This is a genomic window from Burkholderia sp. lig30 (genome assembly GCF_000687455.2).
In the GTDB taxonomy this organism is placed as follows: domain Bacteria; phylum Pseudomonadota; class Gammaproteobacteria; order Burkholderiales; family Burkholderiaceae; genus Burkholderia.
Genome location: NZ_JGVW01000073.1, coordinates 36,371 through 59,053, shown reverse-complemented (window position 1 = coordinate 59,053; position 22,683 = coordinate 36,371). Strand labels below are relative to the sequence as shown.

At 69.4% G+C, this 22,683-nt stretch carries 19 protein-coding genes and 1 pseudogene; 5 read left to right on the top strand and 15 right to left on the bottom strand.

Going from position 1 to position 22,683, the window contains the following annotated elements:
* The coding region (locus LIG30_RS11810) for an autotransporter outer membrane beta-barrel domain-containing protein (RefSeq protein WP_038712297.1) at positions 1 to 2,288 on the top strand (2,288 nt) is incomplete at its 5' end.
* A gap of 154 nt (positions 2,289 to 2,442) precedes the next feature.
* Here LIG30_RS11810 and LIG30_RS26225 read toward each other — a convergent pair.
* The 9 genes and pseudogenes from LIG30_RS26225 to LIG30_RS11770 form a co-directional block, all read right to left on the bottom strand.
* Positions 2,443 to 2,577 (bottom strand): annotated as a pseudogene (locus LIG30_RS26225) (IS5/IS1182 family transposase); the annotation flags it as partial.
* Positions 2,578 to 2,774: 197 nt separating this feature from the next.
* The gene (locus tag LIG30_RS11805; protein WP_038712295.1) at positions 2,775 to 3,602 is read right to left on the bottom strand and encodes a M55 family metallopeptidase; all 828 of its coding nucleotides are present in this window, start codon (positions 3,600 to 3,602) and stop codon (positions 2,775 to 2,777) included.
* Positions 3,603 to 3,604: 2 nt separating this feature from the next.
* On the bottom strand, positions 3,605 to 4,678 hold the full coding sequence (locus tag LIG30_RS11800) for a DmpA family aminopeptidase (protein ID WP_051994977.1): 1,074 nt from the start codon (positions 4,676 to 4,678) through the stop codon (positions 3,605 to 3,607).
* Complete coding sequence (gene gsiD / locus LIG30_RS11795) at positions 4,678 to 5,571, bottom strand: glutathione ABC transporter permease GsiD (RefSeq protein ID WP_038712294.1); 894 nt, start codon at positions 5,569 to 5,571, stop codon at positions 4,678 to 4,680. The genes LIG30_RS11800 and gsiD overlap by 1 nt, the downstream gene beginning before the upstream one ends.
* Positions 5,572 to 5,578: 7 nt before the next feature.
* Positions 5,579 to 6,499 carry a glutathione ABC transporter permease GsiC gene (gene gsiC, locus LIG30_RS11790; protein ID WP_038712292.1) on the bottom strand — a complete coding sequence of 307 codons (921 nt, stop codon included), beginning with the start codon at positions 6,497 to 6,499 and terminating at the stop codon, positions 5,579 to 5,581.
* Positions 6,500 to 6,563: 64 nt separating this feature from the next.
* A complete protein-coding gene (gsiB, locus tag LIG30_RS11785; protein WP_038712291.1) occupies positions 6,564 to 8,120 on the bottom strand; it encodes a glutathione ABC transporter substrate-binding protein GsiB in 1,557 nt (518 codons plus the stop codon).
* 127 nt (positions 8,121 to 8,247) lie between these two features.
* The gene (locus LIG30_RS11780; RefSeq protein WP_038712288.1) at positions 8,248 to 10,188 is read right to left on the bottom strand and encodes a dipeptide ABC transporter ATP-binding protein; all 1,941 of its coding nucleotides are present in this window, start codon (positions 10,186 to 10,188) and stop codon (positions 8,248 to 8,250) included.
* A gap of 27 nt (positions 10,189 to 10,215) precedes the next feature.
* Positions 10,216 to 11,208: an isoaspartyl peptidase/L-asparaginase family protein gene (locus LIG30_RS11775; protein ID WP_038712286.1), complete on the bottom strand. Its 993-nt coding sequence runs from the start codon at positions 11,206 to 11,208 to the stop codon at positions 10,216 to 10,218.
* On the bottom strand, positions 11,205 to 12,149 hold the full coding sequence (locus LIG30_RS11770) for a MurR/RpiR family transcriptional regulator (protein ID WP_038712284.1): 945 nt from the start codon (positions 12,147 to 12,149) through the stop codon (positions 11,205 to 11,207). The genes LIG30_RS11775 and LIG30_RS11770 overlap by 4 nt, the downstream gene beginning before the upstream one ends.
* A gap of 343 nt (positions 12,150 to 12,492) precedes the next feature.
* Here LIG30_RS11770 and LIG30_RS11765 point away from each other — a divergent pair, with 343 nt between their 5' ends.
* The 4 genes from LIG30_RS11765 to LIG30_RS11745 all read left to right on the top strand — a co-directional run bounded on the left by LIG30_RS11765 (position 12,493) and on the right by LIG30_RS11745 (position 17,987).
* Positions 12,493 to 14,505 carry a BCCT family transporter gene (locus LIG30_RS11765; RefSeq protein WP_038712283.1) on the top strand — a complete coding sequence of 671 codons (2,013 nt, stop codon included), beginning with the start codon at positions 12,493 to 12,495 and terminating at the stop codon, positions 14,503 to 14,505.
* Positions 14,506 to 14,662: 157 nt separating this feature from the next.
* Positions 14,663 to 16,126: a metallophosphoesterase family protein gene (locus LIG30_RS11760; RefSeq protein ID WP_038712322.1), complete on the top strand. Its 1,464-nt coding sequence runs from the start codon at positions 14,663 to 14,665 to the stop codon at positions 16,124 to 16,126.
* 247 nt (positions 16,127 to 16,373) lie between these two features.
* Positions 16,374 to 17,612 carry a cytochrome-c peroxidase gene (locus LIG30_RS11750; protein ID WP_051994976.1) on the top strand — a complete coding sequence of 413 codons (1,239 nt, stop codon included), beginning with the start codon at positions 16,374 to 16,376 and terminating at the stop codon, positions 17,610 to 17,612.
* A 102-nt stretch (positions 17,613 to 17,714) separates the two neighbouring features.
* The gene (locus LIG30_RS11745; protein WP_038712280.1) at positions 17,715 to 17,987 is read left to right on the top strand and encodes a hypothetical protein; all 273 of its coding nucleotides are present in this window, start codon (positions 17,715 to 17,717) and stop codon (positions 17,985 to 17,987) included.
* A gap of 81 nt (positions 17,988 to 18,068) precedes the next feature.
* Here LIG30_RS11745 and LIG30_RS11740 read toward each other — a convergent pair whose 3' ends face one another.
* The 6 genes from LIG30_RS11740 to maiA all read right to left on the bottom strand — a co-directional run bounded on the left by LIG30_RS11740 (position 18,069) and on the right by maiA (position 22,654).
* Positions 18,069 to 18,542 carry a DUF6691 family protein gene (locus LIG30_RS11740; protein WP_051994975.1) on the bottom strand — a complete coding sequence of 158 codons (474 nt, stop codon included), beginning with the start codon at positions 18,540 to 18,542 and terminating at the stop codon, positions 18,069 to 18,071.
* 1 nt (position 18,543) lies between these two features.
* Complete coding sequence (locus LIG30_RS11735) at positions 18,544 to 18,978, bottom strand: YeeE/YedE family protein (RefSeq protein WP_038712277.1); 435 nt, start codon at positions 18,976 to 18,978, stop codon at positions 18,544 to 18,546.
* Positions 18,968 to 19,318, bottom strand: a complete 351-nt coding sequence (locus tag LIG30_RS11730; RefSeq protein ID WP_038712275.1) for a metalloregulator ArsR/SmtB family transcription factor — start codon at positions 19,316 to 19,318, stop codon at positions 18,968 to 18,970. The genes LIG30_RS11735 and LIG30_RS11730 overlap by 11 nt, the downstream gene beginning before the upstream one ends.
* A 45-nt stretch (positions 19,319 to 19,363) precedes the next feature.
* Positions 19,364 to 20,710, bottom strand: a complete 1,347-nt coding sequence (locus tag LIG30_RS11725) for an MFS transporter (protein WP_038712273.1) — start codon at positions 20,708 to 20,710, stop codon at positions 19,364 to 19,366.
* 69 nt (positions 20,711 to 20,779) lie between these two features.
* Positions 20,780 to 21,988 (bottom strand): 3-hydroxybenzoate 6-monooxygenase, encoded by a 1,209-nt coding sequence (locus LIG30_RS11720; RefSeq protein ID WP_038712270.1) that lies wholly within the window; start codon positions 21,986 to 21,988, stop codon positions 20,780 to 20,782.
* A 24-nt stretch (positions 21,989 to 22,012) separates the two neighbouring features.
* Positions 22,013 to 22,654 (bottom strand): maleylacetoacetate isomerase, encoded by a 642-nt coding sequence (gene maiA, locus LIG30_RS11715; protein ID WP_038712269.1) that lies wholly within the window; start codon positions 22,652 to 22,654, stop codon positions 22,013 to 22,015.
* Positions 22,655 to 22,683 lie beyond the last annotated feature (29 nt).

Genomic DNA, 22,683 nt, shown 5'->3' with positions numbered 1-22,683 from the left:
GCACCGTCTCCAACTCCGGGCTGATCACCGGCACCACGACCGGCCTGTCGAACACCGGCTCGATCACGCTGCTGACCAATAGCTCGGGCCACACGATCAGCGGCGGGACCCAAGGCGTACTGAACACCGGCACGATCGCCTCGATCAGCAATGCCGGAGCGATCACCGGCGGCATCGACAATAGCGGCAGCACCGCGCTGATCGGCCAACTGACCAATACCAGCACCGGCTCGCTCGACTCGCTGACCAACACCGGCACGATCGGCGGCGGCGCCGTCGCCATCGGCCTCAGCAATGCCGGCACGATCGGCACCGTCTCCAATTCCGGGCTGATCACCGGCACCACGACCGGCCTGTCGAACACCGGCTCGATCACGCAACTGACCAACAACGCCGGCGGAACGATCAGCGGCGCGCTCTACAACAACGGCACGATCGGCACGCTGACCAATAACGGCACCCTTGCCAGCTCGGGCTACGCGCTTGACAACGGCACGAGCGCATCGCTCGGCATCGTCGCGAACAGCGGCACGATTGCGGGCAACATCAGGAACCTGTCCAGCCAGGACCTGACGCTCGCGGGAGGTACCGGCTCGACGTTTGGCACACTGACCGGCTTCCTCGCGAACACACCCGGCACGATCACCAACACCGCCTCGAACGTGTCGTTCGCCTCCGGCAACCTGCTGCTGAACGACAACATCAACGTCGGCGCCTTCGCGGTGAACCACACCGGCACCGCAGTGCTGCAGGTCAATGCCCCAGTCACGATCACCGGCAACTACAACCAGGGCAGCCTCGCGACACTGCAGATCGGCGTATCGAGCGGCGCGGTCACGCAGGGTTCGATCGCCACCGACAGCGGCTACGGGCGCCTCATCGTCACCGGCAACACGTCGATCGCATCCGGCGCGTCGATCAAGCTGCTGTCACGTGGTTATGCGTTTGCGACGGGCCAGCGCTTCGTCGTCGTGGATACCGCCGGCAGCGCCACCTACAACCCGACCAGCCTGAACTACTCGGCGACCGGGTACACCGGCACGATCACCGGCACGGCGATGAGCAACGGCGGCAATTCGGATCTGGTGGTGGTGCTGGGCGGCCATTCGTCGCCGGGCCAGACGCCCAGCCCGACCGCGTCCCCCGGCACGCAGCTCGGCGCGACGATCCCAAATGCGATCTCGTCGCTGACTGGCCTGCTTGCCTATACCGGCATCAGCAACGCCAATCTGCTGAACCTGTACAACGCGGTGCTCGGCTCCCTCGGCGACGGCTCGTCGAACACCGCCAACCACATCGGCAAGCAGCTCGGCGCGACGCAAACCGGCTTGGCGCCCGCCGCGCCGACCGTCGACGCGATGAGCATCGTCGGCTCCCGCGTCAACACCTTGCGCATCGCGCAGAACGCCGGCGAAACCGGCATCGCGACCGGCGACAGCACGCCCCAGTGGAGCGTGTGGGGCGAGGGCTTCGGCGGCCACGCGAGCCAGGACGAACGGCAATCGGTCGACGGCTACAGCGCCAACTACGGCGGCCTGCTGGTCGGCGTGGACCGTGCGCTCGGCGAGCGCTGGCGCGCAGGCGGTGCGTTCACGTACAGCAACACCGCGCTCAACAACACCGGCGACACCGCCGGCAACTCGGCGCGCGTGAACGGCTATGGCCTGATCGGCTATGCGAGCTACACGGGCAGCCCGTGGTATGTGAACCTGTCCGGTGCGGCCGTGCAGCAGCAGTACGACACGACGCGGCTCGTCAGCCTGACCGGCTACTCGGCCAACGCGAGCGGCCACTTCAGCGGCCAGCAGTACCTCGCCCGCGTGGAAGCCGGCTATCCGCTGGCGCTCGGGCCGGTCACGCTGACCCCGCTCGCCGGGGTCACGTACAGCCACCAGCATCAGGGCAGCTATACGGAAACCGGCGGCAATGGCGCCGCGCTGTCGGTCGGCTCGAGCGACGTCAACTCCGTGAAGAGTAGCCTGGGTGTGCAACTCGACAAAGGCTTCACGAGCCGTTACGGCCAGATCCTGTCCGACGTGCGCGTGCAGTGGATCCACGAGTACGATCAGGCCAAGCAGGTCACCGCCGCAGGCTTCGCGGCGGACCCGACCGGCCAGACCGCGTTCACGACGGTCGGCGCGCGGCCGGTCTCCGATCTCGCGGATGTGTCGCTCGGCGTGACGCTGCTGCGCGCGAGCAACCTCAGCGTGTCGGTGCGTTACGAACTGCAGGCCGCGTCCGGGTTCCTGTCGCAGACCGGCAGCGTGCGTCTGCGTCAGGTGTTCTGACGGTCTGACGCTCGCACGACGCGCCGGACCGTCCGGCGCGTCTCCCTGCGGGGACGGCTCGTCCGGGCGGCCCGGCGAGCGATTCCACGTAGTAGCACTCCCTCCCCGCCCCTTTTTCCGCTGGCTCCAGCTGTTGAGGATGCTCGATTCTGCTCGGCGCATGCGGTGCGATCAGCGCCACAAGTTGCGCCCACGGCACCACCCGATTCATCTCTTCGAGGAATTCCCGCGTGCGCGTACGCTTCGGCGAGACCTCGAATCCCGTTCCAACAAGGCTGATCTGTTTCATGCCGCTACTGTCGTCTCACATGCCGCCGTCACGCGAAGGTTTTGCAGACCTTCCCTGGCAGGACGGCGGGGGCGAGCCCTCCTCCACCGCCGGCGCCAGATCTTCATCGCCGAACAGGATGACGGGGATATGCGTGTTGTCCAGCACCTTGTCTGCGGTTGATCTGTAAAACAATCGTCACTCAAAGGCGTTCGCGCTCAGCGCAGCATGAACGACATCGCCGACAGGCAGTTCAGCGTCCGCACCACATGCTCCACCGACGCCGCGGAAAAGCGCAGCGTCACCGCATCCACCCGCTCCAGCAACGGCCACATGCCGAACAGGTCGCCGAGCGCGGCCGTCTGCACGCGCAGCGTGCAGGTCGCGGGCTCGGGACGATGCGCGCTCGCGTGCCAGCCGGCGGCGAACGCATGCGCGACGGCCGCGCGCGCACCGGCCGCGATCTGCGCGCACGCGGCGGCGGGCGTCAGCGTGTCGCCGCTCGACGCGCCGCCGGCCGTCTTGACCGTTTCGATGCGCGCGCCCGGGAAGCATGGCCGCGCCTCCTCGGCGAACACGTCGTCGCCCGACAGCAGCGCGACGTGCGCGCCGTACTCCTGCGCGAGCGCGCCGTACAGCCCCGCCTCGCCGACTTCGCTGCCGTTCAGCCAGAGCTGCGTGAACGCGAAGCTGTTGACCGTGTGCGCGAGCACCCCGCGCGACTGCGACTTCGCGTGATAGCCGATCATGAACACCAGGTCGGGCCGCCGTTCGAGGCCGGCCATCATCCCGAGCGTGCGGGGCTTGCCGAGCACGACGCGCGCACGCGCATCGAGCCCGTCCGGCAGCAGGTTGCGGAAGCCGCCGTGCGAATCGTTGACCCACACCGCCTGTGCGCCGCCCGCAAACGCGCCTTCGACCGCCGCGTTCGCCTCGGCGGTCATCCAGCGCCGCGCGCGCTCGTATTCGGGATTGCCGGGGCGGGTCTGCTCGGCGGCGAACACGCCGGCGACGCCTTCGATATCGGTCGAGATGAGGACGTTCATGGTCATAAAAGGTGGGCTTCGCCAACCAGGCGCTCGAGATCGGGCACGGCGTCGCGCAACGCCCGCCGTGTATGGCCGTCGCGCCCGGTGACCGTCGCCGCCTGCAGCAGCGCGTCGACGATCGCCTGTTCGACGCTGTCGGCCGCCGCGTGGAACAGCGGATCGAGCGACGCATCGGCGAGCAGCGCCGGCAGCGCGACATAGGTGGCATCGTGGTCGATCGTATACGCGGTCGAGAACGCGAGCGCGATGTCGCCGCTGCCGTGACCGTAGACCGAGCCGGTGCGCGCCAGCCCGGCCGCCGCGCGGCGCGCGAGCCGGGCGAGCTGCCGCGCGTCGAGCGCCGCGTCGGTCGCGAGCAGCATGATGATCGAGCCTTGCTCGGGTGGCGCCGCGTGCCCGGCTTCGCGGGCCGCGACGATGCGTCCGACCGGCGCCCCGCCGAGCGTGAGCATCGGCAGCCGTCCGAAATTCGCGAGCACCAGCGCGCCGACCGTGTACGGCCGGCCAGCGGCGACGGCGATGCGCGACGCCGAACCGATCCCGCCTTTCAGGTCGAAGCACGACATCCCGCGCCCCGCGCCGACCGAACCGCGCGCGACGTCGCGCGACGCGTCGCGCCACGCGGCGTCGTAATGCGCGGCGTTCACCGCGAACGCCTGGATGTCGTTCAGATGGCCGTCATTGCATTCGAACACGAGCGGATTGACGGTCGGCCAGTCGCGGCCGATCCGCGGATTCGCGGCGATCGCCGCGCGGATCTGCGCGTTGGCCACCGCGCCGACGCCGAACGTGTTGGTCAATGCGATCGGGGTGTCGAGCACGCCCAGTTCGTCAACCTGCACGAGCCCCGCGCTCTTGCCGAAGCCGTTGACGACGGCCGCGCCGGCCGGCACCTTGCTGCGGTACAGGTCGCCCGGATGCGGCTTCACGACCGTCACGCCGGTCTGCACCGGCCCGTCGTCGAGCGTGCAGTGGCCGACCGTCACCCCCGGCACGTCGGCGATCGTGCCGCGCGGCCCGGCGGGCAGCGTGCCGCAGCGCCACGCGGCGGCGAGTCCCGTTTGATGCGGCATCAGCGGCGCTCCAGTTTCGGGTCGAGCGCGTCGCGCAGCCCGTCGCCGAGCAGGTTGAACGCGAGCACGGTCAGGAAGATCGCGAGGCTCGGAAAGATCGCGACGTGCGGCGCGCTGACCATGTCGGCGCGCGCCTCGTTGAGCATCGCGCCCCACTCCGGCGTCGGCGGCTGCGCGCCGAGCCCGAGGAACGACAGGCTAGCCGCCGTGATGATCGACGTGCCGATCCGCATCGTGAAGTACACGACGACCGACGACACGGTGCCGGGCAGGATGTGCCGCATGATGATGGTCCGGTCGGGCGCGCCGATGCTGCGCGCCGCCTCGACGTAGGTCATGTGCTTGAGCATCAGCGTGTTGCCGCGCACGAGGCGCGCGAACGCCGGGATGCTGAAGATCGCCACCGCGCAGATCACGTTGATCATGCCGTTGCCAAGGATCGCGACCACGCCGATCGCGAGCAGGATGCCCGGGAACGCGAACAGCACGTCGGCGACGCGCATCGTGATGCGGTCCCACCAGCCTTCGTAGTAGCCGGCCAGCAAGCCGAAGAAGGTGCCGATGAACGCGCCGAGCGCGACCGAGAAGAAGCCGGCCGCGAGCGAGATCCGCGTGCCGGCGACGATCCGGCTGAAGATGTCGCGGCCGAGCGCGTCGACGCCGAACCAGTGCGCGGCGGACGGCCCGGCGTTCAGCGCGTCGTAGTCGAAGTAGTTTTCCGGGTCGAACGGCACGATGTGCGGGCCGACGAACGCCAGCACGACGAGCAGCAGCACGAAGCCGCCCGCCACGCGCGCGACGGTCTGCTTCCTGAACTTGCGCCAGAATTCGCTCCACGGCGTGCGGATCGCGGCCGGTACGGCGGCCGGCGCGGATTGGGCGGTCGTGTTCATGCGCGCCTCACTTGAAACGGATGGTCGGATTGATGACCGCGTACAGCACGTCGACGGTCAGGTTGATCAGCACGAACTCGAGCGAGAACAGCAGCACGATCGCCTGGATCACCGGGTAATCGCGCATCGTCACCGCGTCGACGAGCAGCCGGCCGAGGCCCGGCCAGTTGAACACCGCCTCGACGACGATCGAGCCGCCGAGCAGGAAGCCGAACTGCAGCCCCATCATCGTGACGACCGGAATCATCGCGTTGCGCAGGCAATGCTTGAGCACCACCGTCGGCTCGTGCACGCCCTTCGCGCGCGCGGTCCGCACGAAATCCTCGTTCAGCACCTCGACGAACGACGCGCGCGTGAAGCGCGCCATCACCGCCGCGACCGCCGCGCCGAGCGTCAGCGACGGCAGCACGTAGCTGCGCCACGAGCCGTCGGGCACGACCGGCAGCCAGCCGAGCTTCACGGAGAAGATCTCCATCAGCAGCATGCCGAGCGCGAACGCGGGAAACGAGATCCCCGACACCGCGAGCGTCATGCCGATGCGGTCCGGCCAGCGGTTGCGCCACACGGCCGACGCGATGCCGATCGCCATCCCGAACAGCGTCGACCACACCATGCTGACGAGCGTCAGCAGCAGCGTCGGCATGAAGCGCTCGCCGATTTCGGTGGAGACGGGCCGCTTGCTGCGCGTCGACTTGCCGAAGTCGCCGTGCGCGATCTTCACGAAGAAGTTCGCGAACTGGGTCGGCATCGGCTGGTCGAGGCCGAGATCGGCGCGCACCAGCGCGACCGTCGCCTCGTCGGCCTCCGGCCCCGCCGCGAGCCGCGCCGGGTCGCCCGGCAGCAAGTGCACGAACAGGAACACCAGCAGCGCGACGAGCGCGAGCGTGGGCAGCAGGCCGAACAGGCGTTTGACGATGAAATTCAGCATGAGGGCACCGAATCGTGGCGGCGCGCCGGCGCGATCGCATCGCTGCGCCGGCGCGCGAACGCGCTTACTTCAGCGAGATTTCGTCGAAGCTGAACGCGCCATCCGGCATCACGTACATGCCTTGCAGGCGCTTGCTGCGCGCATAGACGATCTTCTCCTGCACGAGGAAGATCCACGGCGCGTCGGCCCACACCTGCTTCTGCGCCGCCGCGTAATACCCGGCCTTCTTCGCGCGGTCGACGGTGCCGAGCGCCTTCTCCAGATCGTCGTCGACGAGGCCGTTCTGGTAGTAGGCCGTGTTGAACAGCTTCGGCGGCTTCGACGCCGACGCGAGCAGCGGCGACAGCGCCCAGTTCGCCTCGCCGGTCGACGACGACCAGCCGATGTAGAACATCCGCACCGGCGCGGTCGCCGGGTCCTGCGCGCTCTCGACCTTCGCGACGCGCTCGCCCGATTCGAGCGCCTGCACCTGCACCTTCACGCCGACCTGCGCGAGCTGCTGCTGCACGAACTGGATCACCTTCTGCGACGTCGTGTTGTTGTAGCCGGACCAGAGCGTCGATTCGAAGCCGTTCGGATAGCCGGCCTCCTTCAGCAGCGCACGCGCCTTCGCCGGATCGTACGGCCACGGGCCGGTCTTGACCGCATAGTCGACGCCCGGCGGCACGACGCCCGGCGACGGCACCGCGAAGCCGGAGAACGCGACCTTCGCGAGCGCGTCCTTGTTGATCGCGTAGTTGAGCGCCTGGCGTACCTTCGGATTGTCGAACGGCTTCTGCAGCGTGTTCAGCGAGATGTAGCGCACCACGATCGACGGCCGCTCGACCACGTCGATCTTCGGATTGCCGCGCAGATCGGCAACCTGCTCATAAGGAATCCGGAACGCGAAATCCGCCTGGCCGGCCTTCATCAGCGCCGCGCGCGTGTTGTTGTCGATCACCGGCTTCCAGTCGATCATGTCGATCTTCGGGTAGCCCTTCTTCCAGTAGCCGGCGAATTTCTTCACCTTCATGTCGTCGGTCTGCTTCCACTCGACGAACTCGAACGGCCCGGTACCGACCGGATGCAGCCCGATCTCGCGGCCCCACTTCTTGAGCGCCGCCGGCGAGATCATCGCCGCGGACGGATGCGCGAGCGTGTTGACGAACGCGGAGAAAGGCTCGCGCAGCGTGAACTTCACCGTGTACGGATCGACGGCCTCGGTTTTCTCGATCACGCGGAACAGGTTGTAGCGCTTGAGCTTGTTCGCCGGATCGGTCACGCGGTCGAACACCAGCTTCACCGCGTCCGCGTTGAAGTCGGTGCCGTCCTGGAACTTCACGCCCTGGCGCAGCCTGACCGTGTAGACCTTCGCGTCGGGCGATGCCGTGTAGCCGGTGGCGAGCACGTCGACGAGCTTCATGTCCTTGTCGAAGCCGAACAATCCCTCGTAGAACGACTTCGCCGCGGCCAGCGACACGGTGTCGTTCGCGTCGTACGGGTCCATCGTCGTGAACGTCTCGCCGACTGCGATCATCGCCGTCTGCTGCGCGAACGCGGGCAGCGCGGCCGACAGCGCGAACGCGCCCGCGACGACCAGCGCGCGCGGACGGAACATCGGGAACGAATGCGGCTTGCTCATTTTGCCTGGCTCCTGTGGAGGGTTCGGTAACGCGTGGTGGAATTCACGGGGTGACTGCACCCGCTCGGGATAAAACCGTCTCTGCCTGGCGCGCGCGCAACTGCGGTCCATCGTCGCCCCTCGCGCGTCAATACGCGCCGCCGACGCGATGCGTCGCGACGAAATGATCCGGGCCGACGGCGACGAGCGGCACGACCACCGGCTCGTCGCCGAGCGCGCGGATCGGGCTCGGAATCTCGTCCGCCGCGAGCTGGCGCGGCGCGTGCCGGCGCGCCGGATCGGCGACCGGCACCGCGCTCATCAGCTTTTTCGTGTACGCATGCTGCGGCGCTTCGAACACCGCGCGGCGCGGGCCGATCTCGACGATCTGGCCGAGATACATCACCGCGACGCGGTGGCTGATGCGCTCGACCACCGCCATGTCGTGCGAGATGAACAGGTACGCGACACCGAGCTCGCGTTGCAGGTCGAGCATCAGGTTGACGATCTGCGCCTGCACCGACACGTCGAGCGCCGACACCGACTCGTCGGCGATCACGACCTTCGGGTTCAGCGCGAGCGCGCGCGCGATCGCGATCCGCTGGCGCTGGCCGCCGGAGAATTCGTGCGGATAGCGGCGCGCGGCGTCGGCGGGCAGGCCCACCTTGTCCAGCAACCAGTCGACCCGCTCCTGCGCGGCCTTGCCGCGCGCGACGCCGTGCACCAGCAGCGGCTCCATGATCGAGAAGCCCACCGTTAGGCGCGGATTCAGCGACGCGAACGGATCCTGGAAAATGAACTGGATGTTGCGGCGCAACGCCTGCAGGCTGCGGCCCTTCATCGCGCCGATGTCGCGCCCGTCGAATTCGATCGAGCCGCCCTGCGATTCGACGAGCCGCAGCAGCGAGCGCCCGGTGGTCGACTTGCCGCAGCCGGATTCGCCGACGAGCGCGAGCGTCTCGCCCGCGCGCAGCTCGAAGCTGACCCGCTCGACCGCATGCACGTATTGCGACACGCGGCCGAACACGCCGCTTTTCACCGGGAACCGAGTGACGAGGTCGCGCACGCGCAGGATCGGCGGCGCATGCGGATCGACGCGCGGCTGGGCGGGCACGGGCGCGGGCGCGGGCGCCTCTCCCGCAGCTTCGGCGCCGGCCGGGCTCGCCGGCGCCACGCCGTTCCCCGGCGCGGCCGCCTCAACCTTCAGCAGCGGAAATTTCTCCGGCACGTCGGTGCCGTGCATCGAGCCGAGACGCGGCACCGCTGCGAGCAGCGCGCGCGTATAGCGATGGGCGGGTGCCGTGAAAATCCGCTCCGACTCGCCCTCCTCGACCTTCTCGCCGCGATACATCACGAGCACGCGATCGGCCACTTCCGCGACGACGCCCATGTCGTGCGTGATGAAGATCACGCCCATGTTCATCTCGTCCTGCAGGCCGCGGATCAGTTGCAGGATCTGCGCCTGGATCGTCACGTCGAGCGCGGTCGTCGGCTCGTCGGCGATCAGCAGCGCCGGACGGCACGACAGCGCCATCGCGATCATCACGCGCTGCCGCATGCCGCCCGACAACTGGTGCGGATAGCGCGAGAACACGCGGCGGGCCTCGGGAATCCGCACCAGGTCGAGCAGGCGCAGCGCCTCGGCGCGCGCGCCGGCTGCGCTTTTCGACTGATGCAGCGCGATCGCCTCGCTGATCTGGTCGCCGACCGTGAAGACCGGGTTCAGCGACGTCATCGGCTCCTGGAAGATCATCGCGATGTCCGCGCCGCGCACCGTGCGCATCGTCGCCTGGCTCGCCCGCGCGAGATCGAGCAGCGTGCCGTTGCGCCGCCGGAACGCGATCCGGCCGCGCGTGATCGCCCCGCCGCCATGCTCGACGAGCCGCATCAGCGCGAGCGACGTGACCGACTTGCCCGAACCGGATTCGCCGACGATCGCGAGCGTCTCGCCCCGCTCGACGTGGAACGACACGCCGCACACCGCGTCGAACGCGGCGCCCTCGCGGCGGAACGTCACGGACAGATCGTCGACGGCGACGACCCGCTGCTCGGGCAGCGCGAGATCGGACGGGGTTCGGCTCGATGTCATGCGGGCGTCTCCGGATAGCGGGCGAAATCAGGCCGTGTCGTCGCGATAGATCGCGGTGACCGGCGTTTCGCCGACGCGGGCGTAGCCGCGATACATGCCTTCGGTGTTGAACGGCATCGCGACGTTGCCGTGCGCGTCGACCGCGACGATTCCGCCGCGCCCCGCGATGCGCGGCAGCTTGTTCATCACCACGTCGTACGCGGCTTCGCCGAGCGACACGCCACGGTATGCGATCTGCGCGGCGACGTCGTGCGCGGTCGCGAGCCGGATGAACATCTCGCCGGTGCCGGTCGACGACACCGCGCACGTCGCGTCGTCCGCATAGCAGCCCGCGCCGATGATCGGCGTGTCGCCGACGCGACCGGGCTGCTTGTTGGTGATCCCGCCGGTCGAGGTCGCCGCCGCGAGGTGCCCGCGGCCATCGAGCGCGACCGCGCCGACGGTGCCGTGCTTACGGTCGGGATCGAGCGGCGCCGGCGCAGGCGGCACCCCGTCGCCGAACGCGAATGTCGCGGCGTCGTGATCGAGCATCGTGCCGGCCGCGTCGCGCGCCTTCACCCACTGCGCGTGGCGGAACGGCGTGTCGAAATAGCCGGGCTCGACCATCTCCAGCCCGTGCGCGGCCGCGAACGCGTCCGCGCCCGCGCCCGCGAACATCACGTGCTCGCTCGCTTCCATCACCCGCCGCGCGGCCAGCACCGGGTTGCGCACGCGCGTCGCGCAGCACACGGCGCCGGCGGCGAGCGTCGCGCCGTCCATGATCGCCGCGTCGAGTTCGTGCCGGCCTTCGGCGGTGTAGACCGCGCCGTGCCCGGCGTTGAACAGCGGGCAATCCTCGAGCAGCCGCACCGCGACGCTGACCGCGTCGAGCGCGCTGCCGCCGTCGGCCAGCACCGACTGCGCGGCGCGCAGGATCGCCGTCAGTTCCGCGCGATACTGCGCTTCCGTTTCGGTATTCATCGCCTCGCGCAGGATCGTGCCGGCGCCGCCGTGAATCGCGACGATAGGGGATGGAGTCATGACGGGTCCGTACGGGAACAGGAAGGTTCGGCCGCGGGCAGCGCCGCTTGCGGCTGCGTGAGCCACGGCAGCACGAATTCGGTCATCTCGGCGGCAGCCTTCGCCGAGCGCCGGGTACGCAGCGCGACCGCGTCGATCAGCGCCTCGATCATCACGAGCACGGCGGCTTCCGACGTCGCCGCGAAGCGCCGCTCGGCGCACACGTACAGCGTCAGCGACGCGACCGGCACGAGCGGCGAATCGGGGCCGTCGGTCAGCGCCAGCACCCGCGCGCCGCGCGCGGCCGCGCGGCGGGCCAGCTCGATCGTGTCCTCGACGTAGCGCGGAAACGCGATCGCGACGACCAGGTCGCGCGCGTCCGCCGTGAAGAGCCGCCGCGCCGCATGCGACGGCCCCCCCGGCAGCGCGAGCGACTCGACCAGGTCGTGACACGCCGACAGGCCGTGCTCCATCAGCCCGGCAAGAAACGCGCTCGATCCTGCGCCGAGAATCAGCACGCGGCGCGCCGCGACGATCGCGTCGACCACCGCCTCGACGTTCGCGCGGTCGAGCCACGCGCGCGTGCCTTCGAGGTTCGCGACCGCCTGGTCGAACACTGCGTCGATCCATGCGCCGCCGCGCTCGCCGGGCGACTGTTCCTGCGCCGAACGCAGCCGCTCGACCGGCGCGATCGTCGCCTCGAAGCCGCGCACGAGCGCCGCGCGCATCGCCGGGTAGCCGTCGAAGCCGAGCGCCTTCGCGAAGCGGTTCGCCGTCGCGATCGACGCGCCGACCGCATGCGCCAGCTCGTCGATCCGCATCGTCGCCGCGCGGAACGGATTCGCGAGCACGTATTCGCCCATGCGCCGGTGGATCGGCGTCAGCGACGGCATCGCCTGCGCGATGCGCGCGGCGATCGCCGGTTCGGCGTCAGGCACGGCGGGCGGACGGTTCAGCGACATGCGGCGGCACTCGGTTCGGTCGATGAAAGTAAATTTACGTATCCCATCGTAGGAAAAAAATAAATTTTCATCGACCTCGGGATTTCCCGATCCGCGGGCCGATTCCGGTGCGCCGCCCGGTGCGCTCGCGCGGTCGCGCAGCCGCCCTCCGCAATCCCCTCTGCCCCCTATTAACCGGACATTCTGTCAAATAGCTTACAATTAGCAGCTGATTTGCCTGCATTGCCCTCCATTGCAGTCCTTCCACCGGGTCCTCCGACCCGAGCCCGCCGCATCAGGGCGTGCCGCGCGAACGCGCGGCGAGCGGCGTTCCGGCTCGCGGAGCCCCCTTCCGGATGCCTACATGTCAGACTCCCGACCTACGTTACACACGACGTTCAAGCCGCAGGTGGTGCTGCCGTCGCTCGCGGTGATCGGCGCATTGCTCGCCGTCTGCGCGCTGCGGCCCGGCGAAGCCGGCGCGCTGTTCTCCGCCGGCCAGCAATGGGTGATCGCGCACTTCGACTGGTTCTACGTGCTCGCCGTCACCGCGTTCCTCGTGTTCCTCGTGCTGATCGCCGCGAGCGACTTCGGCCACATCAAGCTCGGCCCCGACGATGCCGAGCCCGAATTCAGCTTCCTGTCATGGACCGCGATGCTGTTCGCGGCCGGCATGGGCATCGGCCTGATGTATTTCGGCGTCGGCGAGCCGATGCAGCATTTCCTGAAGCCGCCGGTGGCCGACGCCGGCACGCCGTCGGCCGCGCGCGAGGCGATGCTGATGACGTTCTTCCACTGGGGCTTTCACGCGTGGGCGATCTACGGCGTGATGGGCCTCGTGCTCGCGTACTTCGGCTTTCGCTACAACCTGCCGCTGACGCTGCGCTCCGGGCTGTACCCGGTACTGCGCGAGCGCATCGACGGCTGGATCGGGCATGCGGTCGACGCGTTCGCGCTGGTCGGCACGATCGCCGGCATCGCCGCGACGCTCGGCTACGGCGTGATGCAGATCAGCGCGGGCCTGCACACCGTCGCGGGCTGGGACACGAGCGGCAACCTGTTCCGGATCGGCCTCGTCGCGCTGGTCGTGCTGATGGCGGGCCTGTCCGCCGCGTCCGGGCTCGACAAGGGCGTGAAGCGCCTGTCCGAGCTGAACCTGCTGATCGCGTTCGCGCTGCTCGCGTTCGTGTTCGCGACCGGCCCGACGTCGTTCCTGCTGCGCGCGTTCGGCGACAACGTCGGCCAGTACCTGTCGAGCCTCGTCGACCTGTCGTTCCGCACCTATGCGTACGCGCCGCCGCGCGAGGAAGGCTGGTTCGGCGGCTGGACGATCCTCTACTGGGCGTGGTGGGTGTCGTGGTCGCCGTTCGTCGGCATGTTCATCGCGCGCATCTCGCGCGGCCGCACGATCCGCCAGTTCGTGATCGGCGTGCTGCTCGTGCCGACCGCGTTCAACCTCGTCTGGATGACCGTGTTCGGCAACAGCGCGATCTGGCTCGACGCGCACGGCGCGGCCGGCGCGCTCGCGCAGACCGCGTCCAGCGTCGACGCGCTGCTGTTCCGCTTCTTCGATTACCTGCCGTTCTCGCAGCTGCTGTCGATCGCGGCGATCGCGCTGATCGCGGTGTTCTTCGTCACGTCGGCGGATTCGGGCGCGTTCGTGATCGACGCGATCGCGACACGCGGCGCGCCGCATTCGCCGGTCTGGCAGCGCCTGTTCTGGGCCGCGCTGCTCGGCGTCACGGCGGCGGTGCTGCTCGTCGCGGGCGGGCTCGGCGCATTGCAGGCGATGACGCTGATCGCGGCGCTGCCGGTCGCGCTGATCATGCTCGCGCTGTGCTACGGGCTCTGGCGCGGGCTCGTCGCGGACCGCGCGCATTATTCGCAGGACATGGCGCCCGCGACGAACTTCTGGACCGGCCAGCACTGGCGTCTCCGCCTGTCGCACATCCTGCGCCAGACGACCGACGCGCAGGCCCGCCAGTTCGTCGCCGAAACCGTGCTGCCCGCGCTGCAGACGGTCGCACGGGAGCTGCAGGCGAGCGGCGTCGACGCGCACGTGCGGCGCGACGACGCGAACGCGGTGCGTCTGACGGTACCGACCGCCGAGCAGCGCGACTTCGTGTACGGCGCGCGCGTGACGCGCAAGGCCGCGCCCGCGTTCGTGATCCGCGAGGCCGCGACGCCGCGCGAGCACGTGTACGGGATCATCACGTTCTTCGAGGACGGGCGGCTCGGCTACGACATCGAGTACCTGCGCGGCGACGAGGTGATCGCCGACGTGCTGCGCCAATACGAGCGCTACATATCGCTCGCGGCGGACACCCGCACGCATCTGCTGAATCGCGCGCCGGGGCATGCGGGCGAGATGGAGTGACGTGAGCCGGATGCGGGGCGCGCATGCGGCGCCCCGTCGGAACTTCAGTTTATGATCCGGCAAGAATCCGGATTCGCGGGGGTGGCGCGATCGCGTCGCCTTCACATTTCCTGCATGCACAATGCCGTACGTTGACGGCTTTCAGACGGTGACCCTCATGCGACGACTCCTTTCCCGCGCCGCTGCCGCGCGCTTCGCCGCCCTCGCGGGCATCGCGGCGCTCTCCGCGTGCTCGACCCGCATCGATACGCGCGTCGACCCGGCCAGCGCCGCGATCAACCTCCAGGCCGCCTGGGTCGAGATCGGCGACGCCGATCAGGCGATCGCCCGCGCGATCACGAATTACGCGCCGGCATCGAACGGCGATCCGGTCTGCCCGCTGGTCGTCGTCGACGGCCTCGTGTCGCGCATGACGCTGCGCGCGGGCGCCGCGACGCTGCCGCTGCGCCCGACCGCGAGCGACCCGGCGGACTCGAAGCCGTCGAGCTTCCCGGTCTCGGTCTGCGAGGCGACGCTGCCCGCCGGCGCGCACAGTGCGAGCGTCGCCGGGCGCGCATTGCCGCTGCCGATCGCGCAACCGCAACGCATCGCGATCGTCGCCGACACCGGCTGCCGCATGAAGAAAGCGGACAACGCCTTCCAGGCCTGCAGCGACACGACCGTCTGGCCGCTCGCGACAATCGCCGCGAGCATCGCGAAGCTGTCGCCCGATCTGGTGCTGCACGTCGGCGACTTCCATTACCGCGAGAACGCTTGCCCGCCGGACATCGCCGGATGCAAGGACAGCCCGTGGGGCTACGGCTGGGACGCGTGGCAGGCCGACCTGTTCCGCCCCGCGGCGCCGCTGCTCGCGACGGCGCCGTGGGTCGTCGTGCGCGGCAACCACGAGGAATGCGCGCGCGCGGGCCAGGGCTGGTTCCGCTTCCTCGATCCGCGACCGTACAGCGACGCGCGCTCGTGCGACGATCCGGCCAACGACGGCGACGCGAACTATTCGGAGCCGTACGCGGTGTCGCTCGGCGGCGGCTCGCAGGTGATCGTGTTCGATAGCGCGAAGGTCGGCCGCGCCGCGCTGAAGACCACCGACGCGCAGTTCCGGATCTACCGGAAGCAGTTCCAGACGGTCGCCGCGCTCGCGTCGAAGCCGGGTATGACGACGACGATCTTCACCAACCATCATCCGATCCTCGCGTTCGCGCCGATCGCGGGCAGCACGCCCGCGCCGGGCAACCGCGCGCTGCAATCGGTGATGTCGAGCCTCAACGCGCGGGCCTACTATCCGCCGGGCGTCCACGTCGCGCTGCACGGCCACGTGCACGACTTCCAGGCGATCAATTTCGCGTCGGGCCATCCGGCGACGATCGTCTCGGGCAACGGCGGCGACAACCTCGACGTCGCGCTGCCCGATCCGTTCCCCGCCGGACTGACGCCCGCGCCGGGTGCGGTCATCGACCGGCTGTCGCACAACAACAGCTTCGGCTTCCTGATGATGGAGCGCCGCCCTGCTCCCGAGACAGGCTGGATCTTCAGCGCGTACTCGGCGGCCGGCAAGCTGCTTGCGTCGTGCAGCCAGTCGGGCACGACGCTCGCGTGCGACAAGACGGGATTCATCGCGCCGTGAGCGGGCTGCGTCGACGCGGCGGACCTTACGCCGGCCATGCCGGCCGCGCCAGCCGGACAATTCGCACGGTCCTCGCCATTGCGCGCGCCGGCGCCGCGCTCGCGCTGCTCGCCGCCGGCGCGCCCCCTGCCCGCGCGGTGACGACGGATGCCGTGCCGCTGCCCGGCTCGCTCCCCGACCACGCGGCGACGACGGACAACGTGCGGCTGCCCGGCACGCCGACCGACGCGCGACAACGGCGGACACCGTGCTGCTACCCGGCACGGCGCCCGCCCGCGTGGTCGGCACGATCGGCGACGGCACGCCGCAGGTCGCGGCGAAGGTCGATCCGTCCGCCGCGCGCTTCGCGCCCGACCCTGCGCTCGCCGCGCTCGGCCGCCGCATCTTCTTCGATCCGCGGCTGTCGGAGCCGCGCGGCGTGTCGTGCGCCGGGTGCCACGATCCGGGCCGCGCGTTCGCGCCGACGCTGACGGCCGCCGCGCTCGCCGGCCCCGGCGTGCCGGAAGGCAGCCGCCCGGGCCGCTTCAGCCAGCGCAACGCGCCGTCGTTGCTTTACGTGCGGTACGTGCCGCGCCGCCATTTCTATCAGGATGACGATGCGCCGATGCCGTCGCCGTTCGGCGGCCTGTTCAGCGATGGCCGCGCCGATACGCTCGCCGAGCAGATCCGCGGGCCGCTGTTCGATCCCGACGAGATGAACAATCGCTCGCCCGCGGCGCTGCTGCGCAAGATCGACGCCACCGAACTCGCGCCGGCGCTCGCCGCGCGCTTCGGCCCGGCGGTGCTGCGCGATCCCGAACGGATGACGCGTGGGCTCGGACTGGCGGTCGAAGCGTATTTGCAGAGCGACGAGATGGCGCCGTTCACGTCGCGGTTCGACGCATACCTGCGCGACCGCACGCCGCTCACGCCGCAGGAGATGCGCGGTCTCGCGCTGTTCAGGAACCCGGACAAGGGCAACTGCATGAGTTGCCACACGCTGTCCGACACGTCGAGCCGGCCAGAGCGATCGCTGTTCACCGATTTCGGCTACGACGCGATCGCGGTCCCGCGCAACCGCGCGCTGCCGGCCAACCGCGATCGGCGGCATTTCGACACCGGGCTGGGCAACACCGCGCGCCGGCTGCGCTGGCCCGACCCGGACCAATGGTGCGGCTACCTGCGCACGCCCGGCCTGCGCAACGTCGCGCTGAAACAGACCTTCATGCACAACGGCGTGTTCACGTCGCTGCGCGACGCGGTCGCGTTCTACAACACGCGCTCGACCGATCCGCGCCGCTGGTATCACGGCGCGGCAACGTTCGACGACGTGCCGCCCGCCTGTCTCGGCAACATCAACGTCAACTCGACGCCGATGAACCGCCGCCCCGGCATGCCGCCCGCGATGAGCGACGCGGACATCGACGACCTCGTCGCGTTCCTGCGTACGCTGACCGACGCGCGCTACGCCGGGGCCGAACCGCGCACGCCAACCACGCCGCGCTGACATCCGGGCACGTTAACCAAAAGACATACCGAATCCTGCTTGCGACCGCCCAAAATACTGGTTATATTTACAGCACTGTATTTATAAACAGTGAGGTGGGCGATGGAACATCTGATCAAGATCGTCAACGACACCGACCGCCAGGTGCTGGCGTGGCTCCGCGCGCAGGTGGGCGATGCGCGGGTAGAGCGCGCGGCGCGGCAACTCGGGCACACCCGCAAGCCCTACCTGTCCGCCGTCTGCCGGTATCTCGGCGTGAGCGTGCCGGCCACGCTGCGCCATGCGGCACGGTCCGGCCCGCCGCGCGATCATTCGGTGGGCGACCGCTATCTGCGGCTGATCCGCCTGCACCTCGCGTCGCACGCCGGCCGTTAGGGCCCGTTCCCGCTCATAACGGGCTTGCGCTGGCCGCCAAAAGCGGCCGAGCGCGAAGAATGCGACGATCGTGAACAGCCGCTAGCGCGCCGAGTCCGTCCGTGACGGTTCGCTGATCACGCCCGCCGTTGCGCGGGGCGCGGCGCGGCGCCGCTCGATCCATTCGAACACCGCCATGCCGGCGAGCATCGCGACGACGAATCCGATGCCCTTGAGCGAGCCGAATCCGACCGACACGACAGCCGGGCCGGGACAGATGCCCGCCAGCCCCCAGCCGAGCCCGAACAGCGCGCTGCCCCCGACGAGCCGCACGGTGATCGCGCGGGCCGTCGGCAGTTGCATCGGCAAGCCGAGCCATGACCGCGTGCGGCGCTTTGCGACCATGAACGCGAGCGTGCCGACGGCGATCGCGCCCGCCATCACGAACGCGAGCGACGGATCCCAGGCCCCGGCGAGATCCAGAAAGCCGAGGACTTTCCTCGGGTTGGCCAGCCCCGAGACAATCAGGCCGCAGCCGAACCCCAGCCCTGCGATGAATGCAAACCATGCCGCCATCTCAAGCTCCCAGAACGTGGCGTTTGACGAAGACGGTCACGAACGCGACCGCCATGAACGTCGCCGTCGCGACGAGCGAGCGCACCGAGCCGCGCGACAGCCCGCACACGCCATGCCCGCTCGTGCAGCCGCTCGCGTAGCGGGTGCCGATGCCGACCAGAAACCCGGCCACGCCGACTGCGGGCCAGCTCGCGTCGATCTGCGGCATCGTCGCCTCCCCGGCCACGCGCATGACGACCGGCGCGAGGATCAGCCCCGCGACGAACGCGGCGCGCCAGCCCGTTTCGCCCGCGCGGGGCGTCAGCAGGCCGCCGACAATCCCGCTGATGCCGGCCACCCGCCCGTTGAACAGCGCGAGCCATGCCGCCGCGAGCCCGATCAGCACACCGCCCGCCAGCGACAGCACGGGCGTGAAATGCAACGCGTCAATCTGCATCCGGTTTCTCCTTCGCGGCCGCGCCGCAGAACTGCTCGTACAACACGGCCATCACGGCTATCGCCGCGTCGCTGTCGAGCGAATAGTGAATGTTCTTGCCGTCGCGGCGCGTGCGCACGAGCGCATTGTCGCGCAGCACGCCAAGCTGCTGGGACAGCGTCGGCTGACGGATGTCGAGCTGCGCTTCGAGATCGCTCACGCAGCGCTCGCCTTGCGACAGCGCGCACATCAGCAGCAATCGGTCCGGATTCGACAGCACCTTCAGCAGCGCGCAGGCGGACTCGGCCGCCGCGCGCATCTGCTCGGGACTGGGGGATGGGGAAGAAGGATCGGGGGGCATCGCATCAATCAATATATTTTTTAATATTATATTGATTGATATATTTTATGCAAGCGATGCCGCTGCGGCGCGCGCGGCCTTCGCGCGCACGCAGCCGAGCACGAACACCCCGAGCGCGGCGATCACGCACGGCGCGGCGACAAGCGCAAACGCCGTCTGCAGCGGCAGCCCCGTCGACAGTATCGCGCCGCCCGCCATCGAGCCGACGACCGAGCCGCTGCGCCCGATTCCGTTCGCCCAGCTGACACCGGTCGTCCGGCATTCGGTCGGATAGAACGCGGCGGACAGCGCATTCGCGCCGACCTGCGAGCCGGACACGCAAAAGCCCGCCGCGAACACCACGAGCGCCGCGCCCCACGGCGACGCGGCGCAGGCGCCGATCGCCGCGACGAACACGCCGGCGGCCGCATAGCTGCAGGCGAGCACGCGATGCGGATCGAAGCGGTCCATCAGCCAGCCGAGCGCGATCGCGCCCGCCGTGCCGCCGATCTGGAACATCGCCGTCACGCGCGCGGCCGTGTGCAGCGTCACGCCGGTCGTGCGCAACAGCGTCGGCAGCCAGCTCGACAGCAGGTAGATCACCAGCAGGCTCATGAAGAACGTCAGCCACAGCAGCAGCGTGCCGCGCAGCAGATCCGCGCCGAACAGGCGGCGCAGCGGCGAAGCGGAAGCCTTGCCGCGCGGCGCGGCGAACGACGCGTGCGACGGCACGTCGTGCGGCGCGATGCGCGCGAGCATCGCCGCGATCCGTGCCGGCTCCTTGCCCGTGTTCACCAGATAGCGCACCGATTCCGGCAGCCGCCAGGCGAGCAGCGGCACGAGCAGCAGCGGCGCGATCCCGCCGACCAGCAGCACCGCGCGCCAGCCGTCATGCTCGATCAGCGCGGCGGCGGCGAGCCCGCCCACCGCGGAGCCGATCGTGAAGCCGCAGAACATCGTCGTCACGAGCAACGAACGGCGCCGCGACGGACAGTATTCGGACGTCAGCGTGATCGCGTTCGGCATCGCGCCGCCGAGCCCGAGGCCGGTCAGGAAGCGCCACGCGATCAGTTCGTGCAGCCCGCCCGACCATGCCGACGCGGCGCTCGCGATACCGAAGCACAGCACGCACGCGAGCAGCAGGCGCTTGCGGCCGAAGCGGTCGCCGAACGGCCCGAACACGAGCGCGCCCGCCATCAGCCCGGTGAGCCCCGCGCCGAACACCGGCGCGAGCTGCGCCGGCGACAGCCCCCACTCCGCGCGAATGACGGGTGCGATGAAGCCGATCGACGCGGTATCGAAGCCGTCGATCGCGACAATCAGAAAGCACAGGACGACGATCGCGGCCTGAAACGGCGAAACGCGATGCCGGTCGATCCATTCAGTGATATCGATGGGCGTGGTCTCTGCCATGGTGTGTCTCCTCCAGAGTGGCGGGCGCGCGTTGTATTGTGTCTGCGCGCCTCGCCGGTTCATGTCACGTCACGCGACGCCGTTCAGGCAGTCTTCCGCGCGCCAGCCATGCAGCCAGGCCAGCGCGTCGTAGAACTGCTCCTGCGTGCGGCCGACCCACAGCGAATTGCGGACGAGACGCTCGACGCCCTTCGCGTGATAAATCCGCCCCATTTCGCGCGCCGAATACAGCACGCGCGCAGTGCGCGGAATCCGCGCCTGCTCGTAGAGCGCGAACGCCGCCGCGAAGTCGCCGTCGGTCCGGGCGACTGCCGCGCCGAGCGTGACCGCGTCCTCGAGCGCCTGGCAGGCGCCTTGCGCGAGATACTGGGTCATCGGGTGCGCCGCGTCGCCGAGCACCGTCGCGCGGCCGTCGCTCCAGCGTTCGACCGGGTCGCGGTCGGCGGTCGCCCAGCGCTTCCACGAGGTCGGCCGGTCGAGCATCTGGTGCGGCAGCGGATGGATACCCTCGAAGTACGACAGCACTTCCTCCTTGCTGCCGTCCCGCACGCCCCACTCCTCCTGCTCGCGGCTGTGGAACGTGACGACGAGGTTGTATTGCCGCCCGCCGCGCAGCGGATAGTGGACGAGATGGCAATGCGGGCCCGCCCAGACCACTGGCGCGTTGATCTGCAGATCCTTCGGCATGTTTTCGACGTCCACCACCGCGCGATAGACGACGTGGCCGGTCACATGGTGCGTGTCGCCGATCAATGCGTTGCGGATCACCGATTTCACGCCGTCGCAGCCGATCACCGCGTCGGCGCGATACTGCTCGCCGCGCTGGTCGGTGACGGTCACGCCGTTCGCATCCTGCTCGAACGCACAGACGTGCGTGTCGGTGCGGAACTGGATCAGCGGATGGTGCTGCACGGCCTCGAAGATCGAAAGATGGATGTCCGCGCGGTGGATCACCGCATACGGATTGCCGAAGCGCGCGCGATACGGCGCGCCCGTATCGACGCGGACGATCTCCTTGCCGTCGAGCGCGTCCATCAGCCGCAGGCAATCGGTGAACACCGCGCGGCTGCGCGCGGCTTCGCCGACGCCGAGCGCGTCCAGCGCGTTGAACGCGTTCGCGCCGAGCTGGATGCCGGCGCCGATCTCGCCGATTTCCGCGGCCTGTTCGAGCAACTGCACGCGGATGCCCTGGCGCGCGAGCGCCAGCGCCGCCGCCAGCCCGCCGATTCCGCCGCCGATCACGAGCACGCGCCGGCCTGTTGGTTGGGTCTCACTCATGTCTGTCTCCTGTTCTGTCCTGCTTCAAGCCATGTAATCGGGTTGACGCTGCGGTTGCGCCGCGTCGAATGCCGGATGCTGCAGCGCGTGCGCGTAGACCGCGAGGCTGCGCGGATAGGCGCTCAGGTCGCACTCCATCCGCAGCGCGTTCGCGACCTGCGGCACGAGGCACACGTCGGCGAGCGTCGGCTGCGCGCCGAAACACCACGGTCCTTGCGCGCTGCGTTCGAGCAGGCGCTCGACGCCCGCCATCCCTTCGGCGACCCAGTGGCGGTACCACGCGCTTTTCTGCTGCGCGCTGACGCCCAGTTCGCTTTCCAGATAGCGCAGCACGCGCAGGTTGTTGACCGGATGGATGTCGCACGCGATCAGCGTCGCCAGTTCCAGCACGCGCGCGCGCAACGGCGGCTCGAGCGGGATCAGGCGCGGCTCGGGATGCGTCTGGTCGAGATAGTCGATGATCGCGAGCGACTGGCCGAGCCGGAAATCGCCGTCGACGAGCGCGGGCACCGCCGCCGACGGGTTGACGTCCGCGACGTAGCCCGCCGCGCGATGCTCGCCGGTGCGGATGTTGACGGGCAGCGTGTCGTACGGGAGCCCCTTGAGCGCGAGCGCGATGCGCACGCGATACGACGTCGAGCTGTTGAAGAAACTATGCAATTGCACGATGGCACCTTCCGAAAAGGACGCGGCGC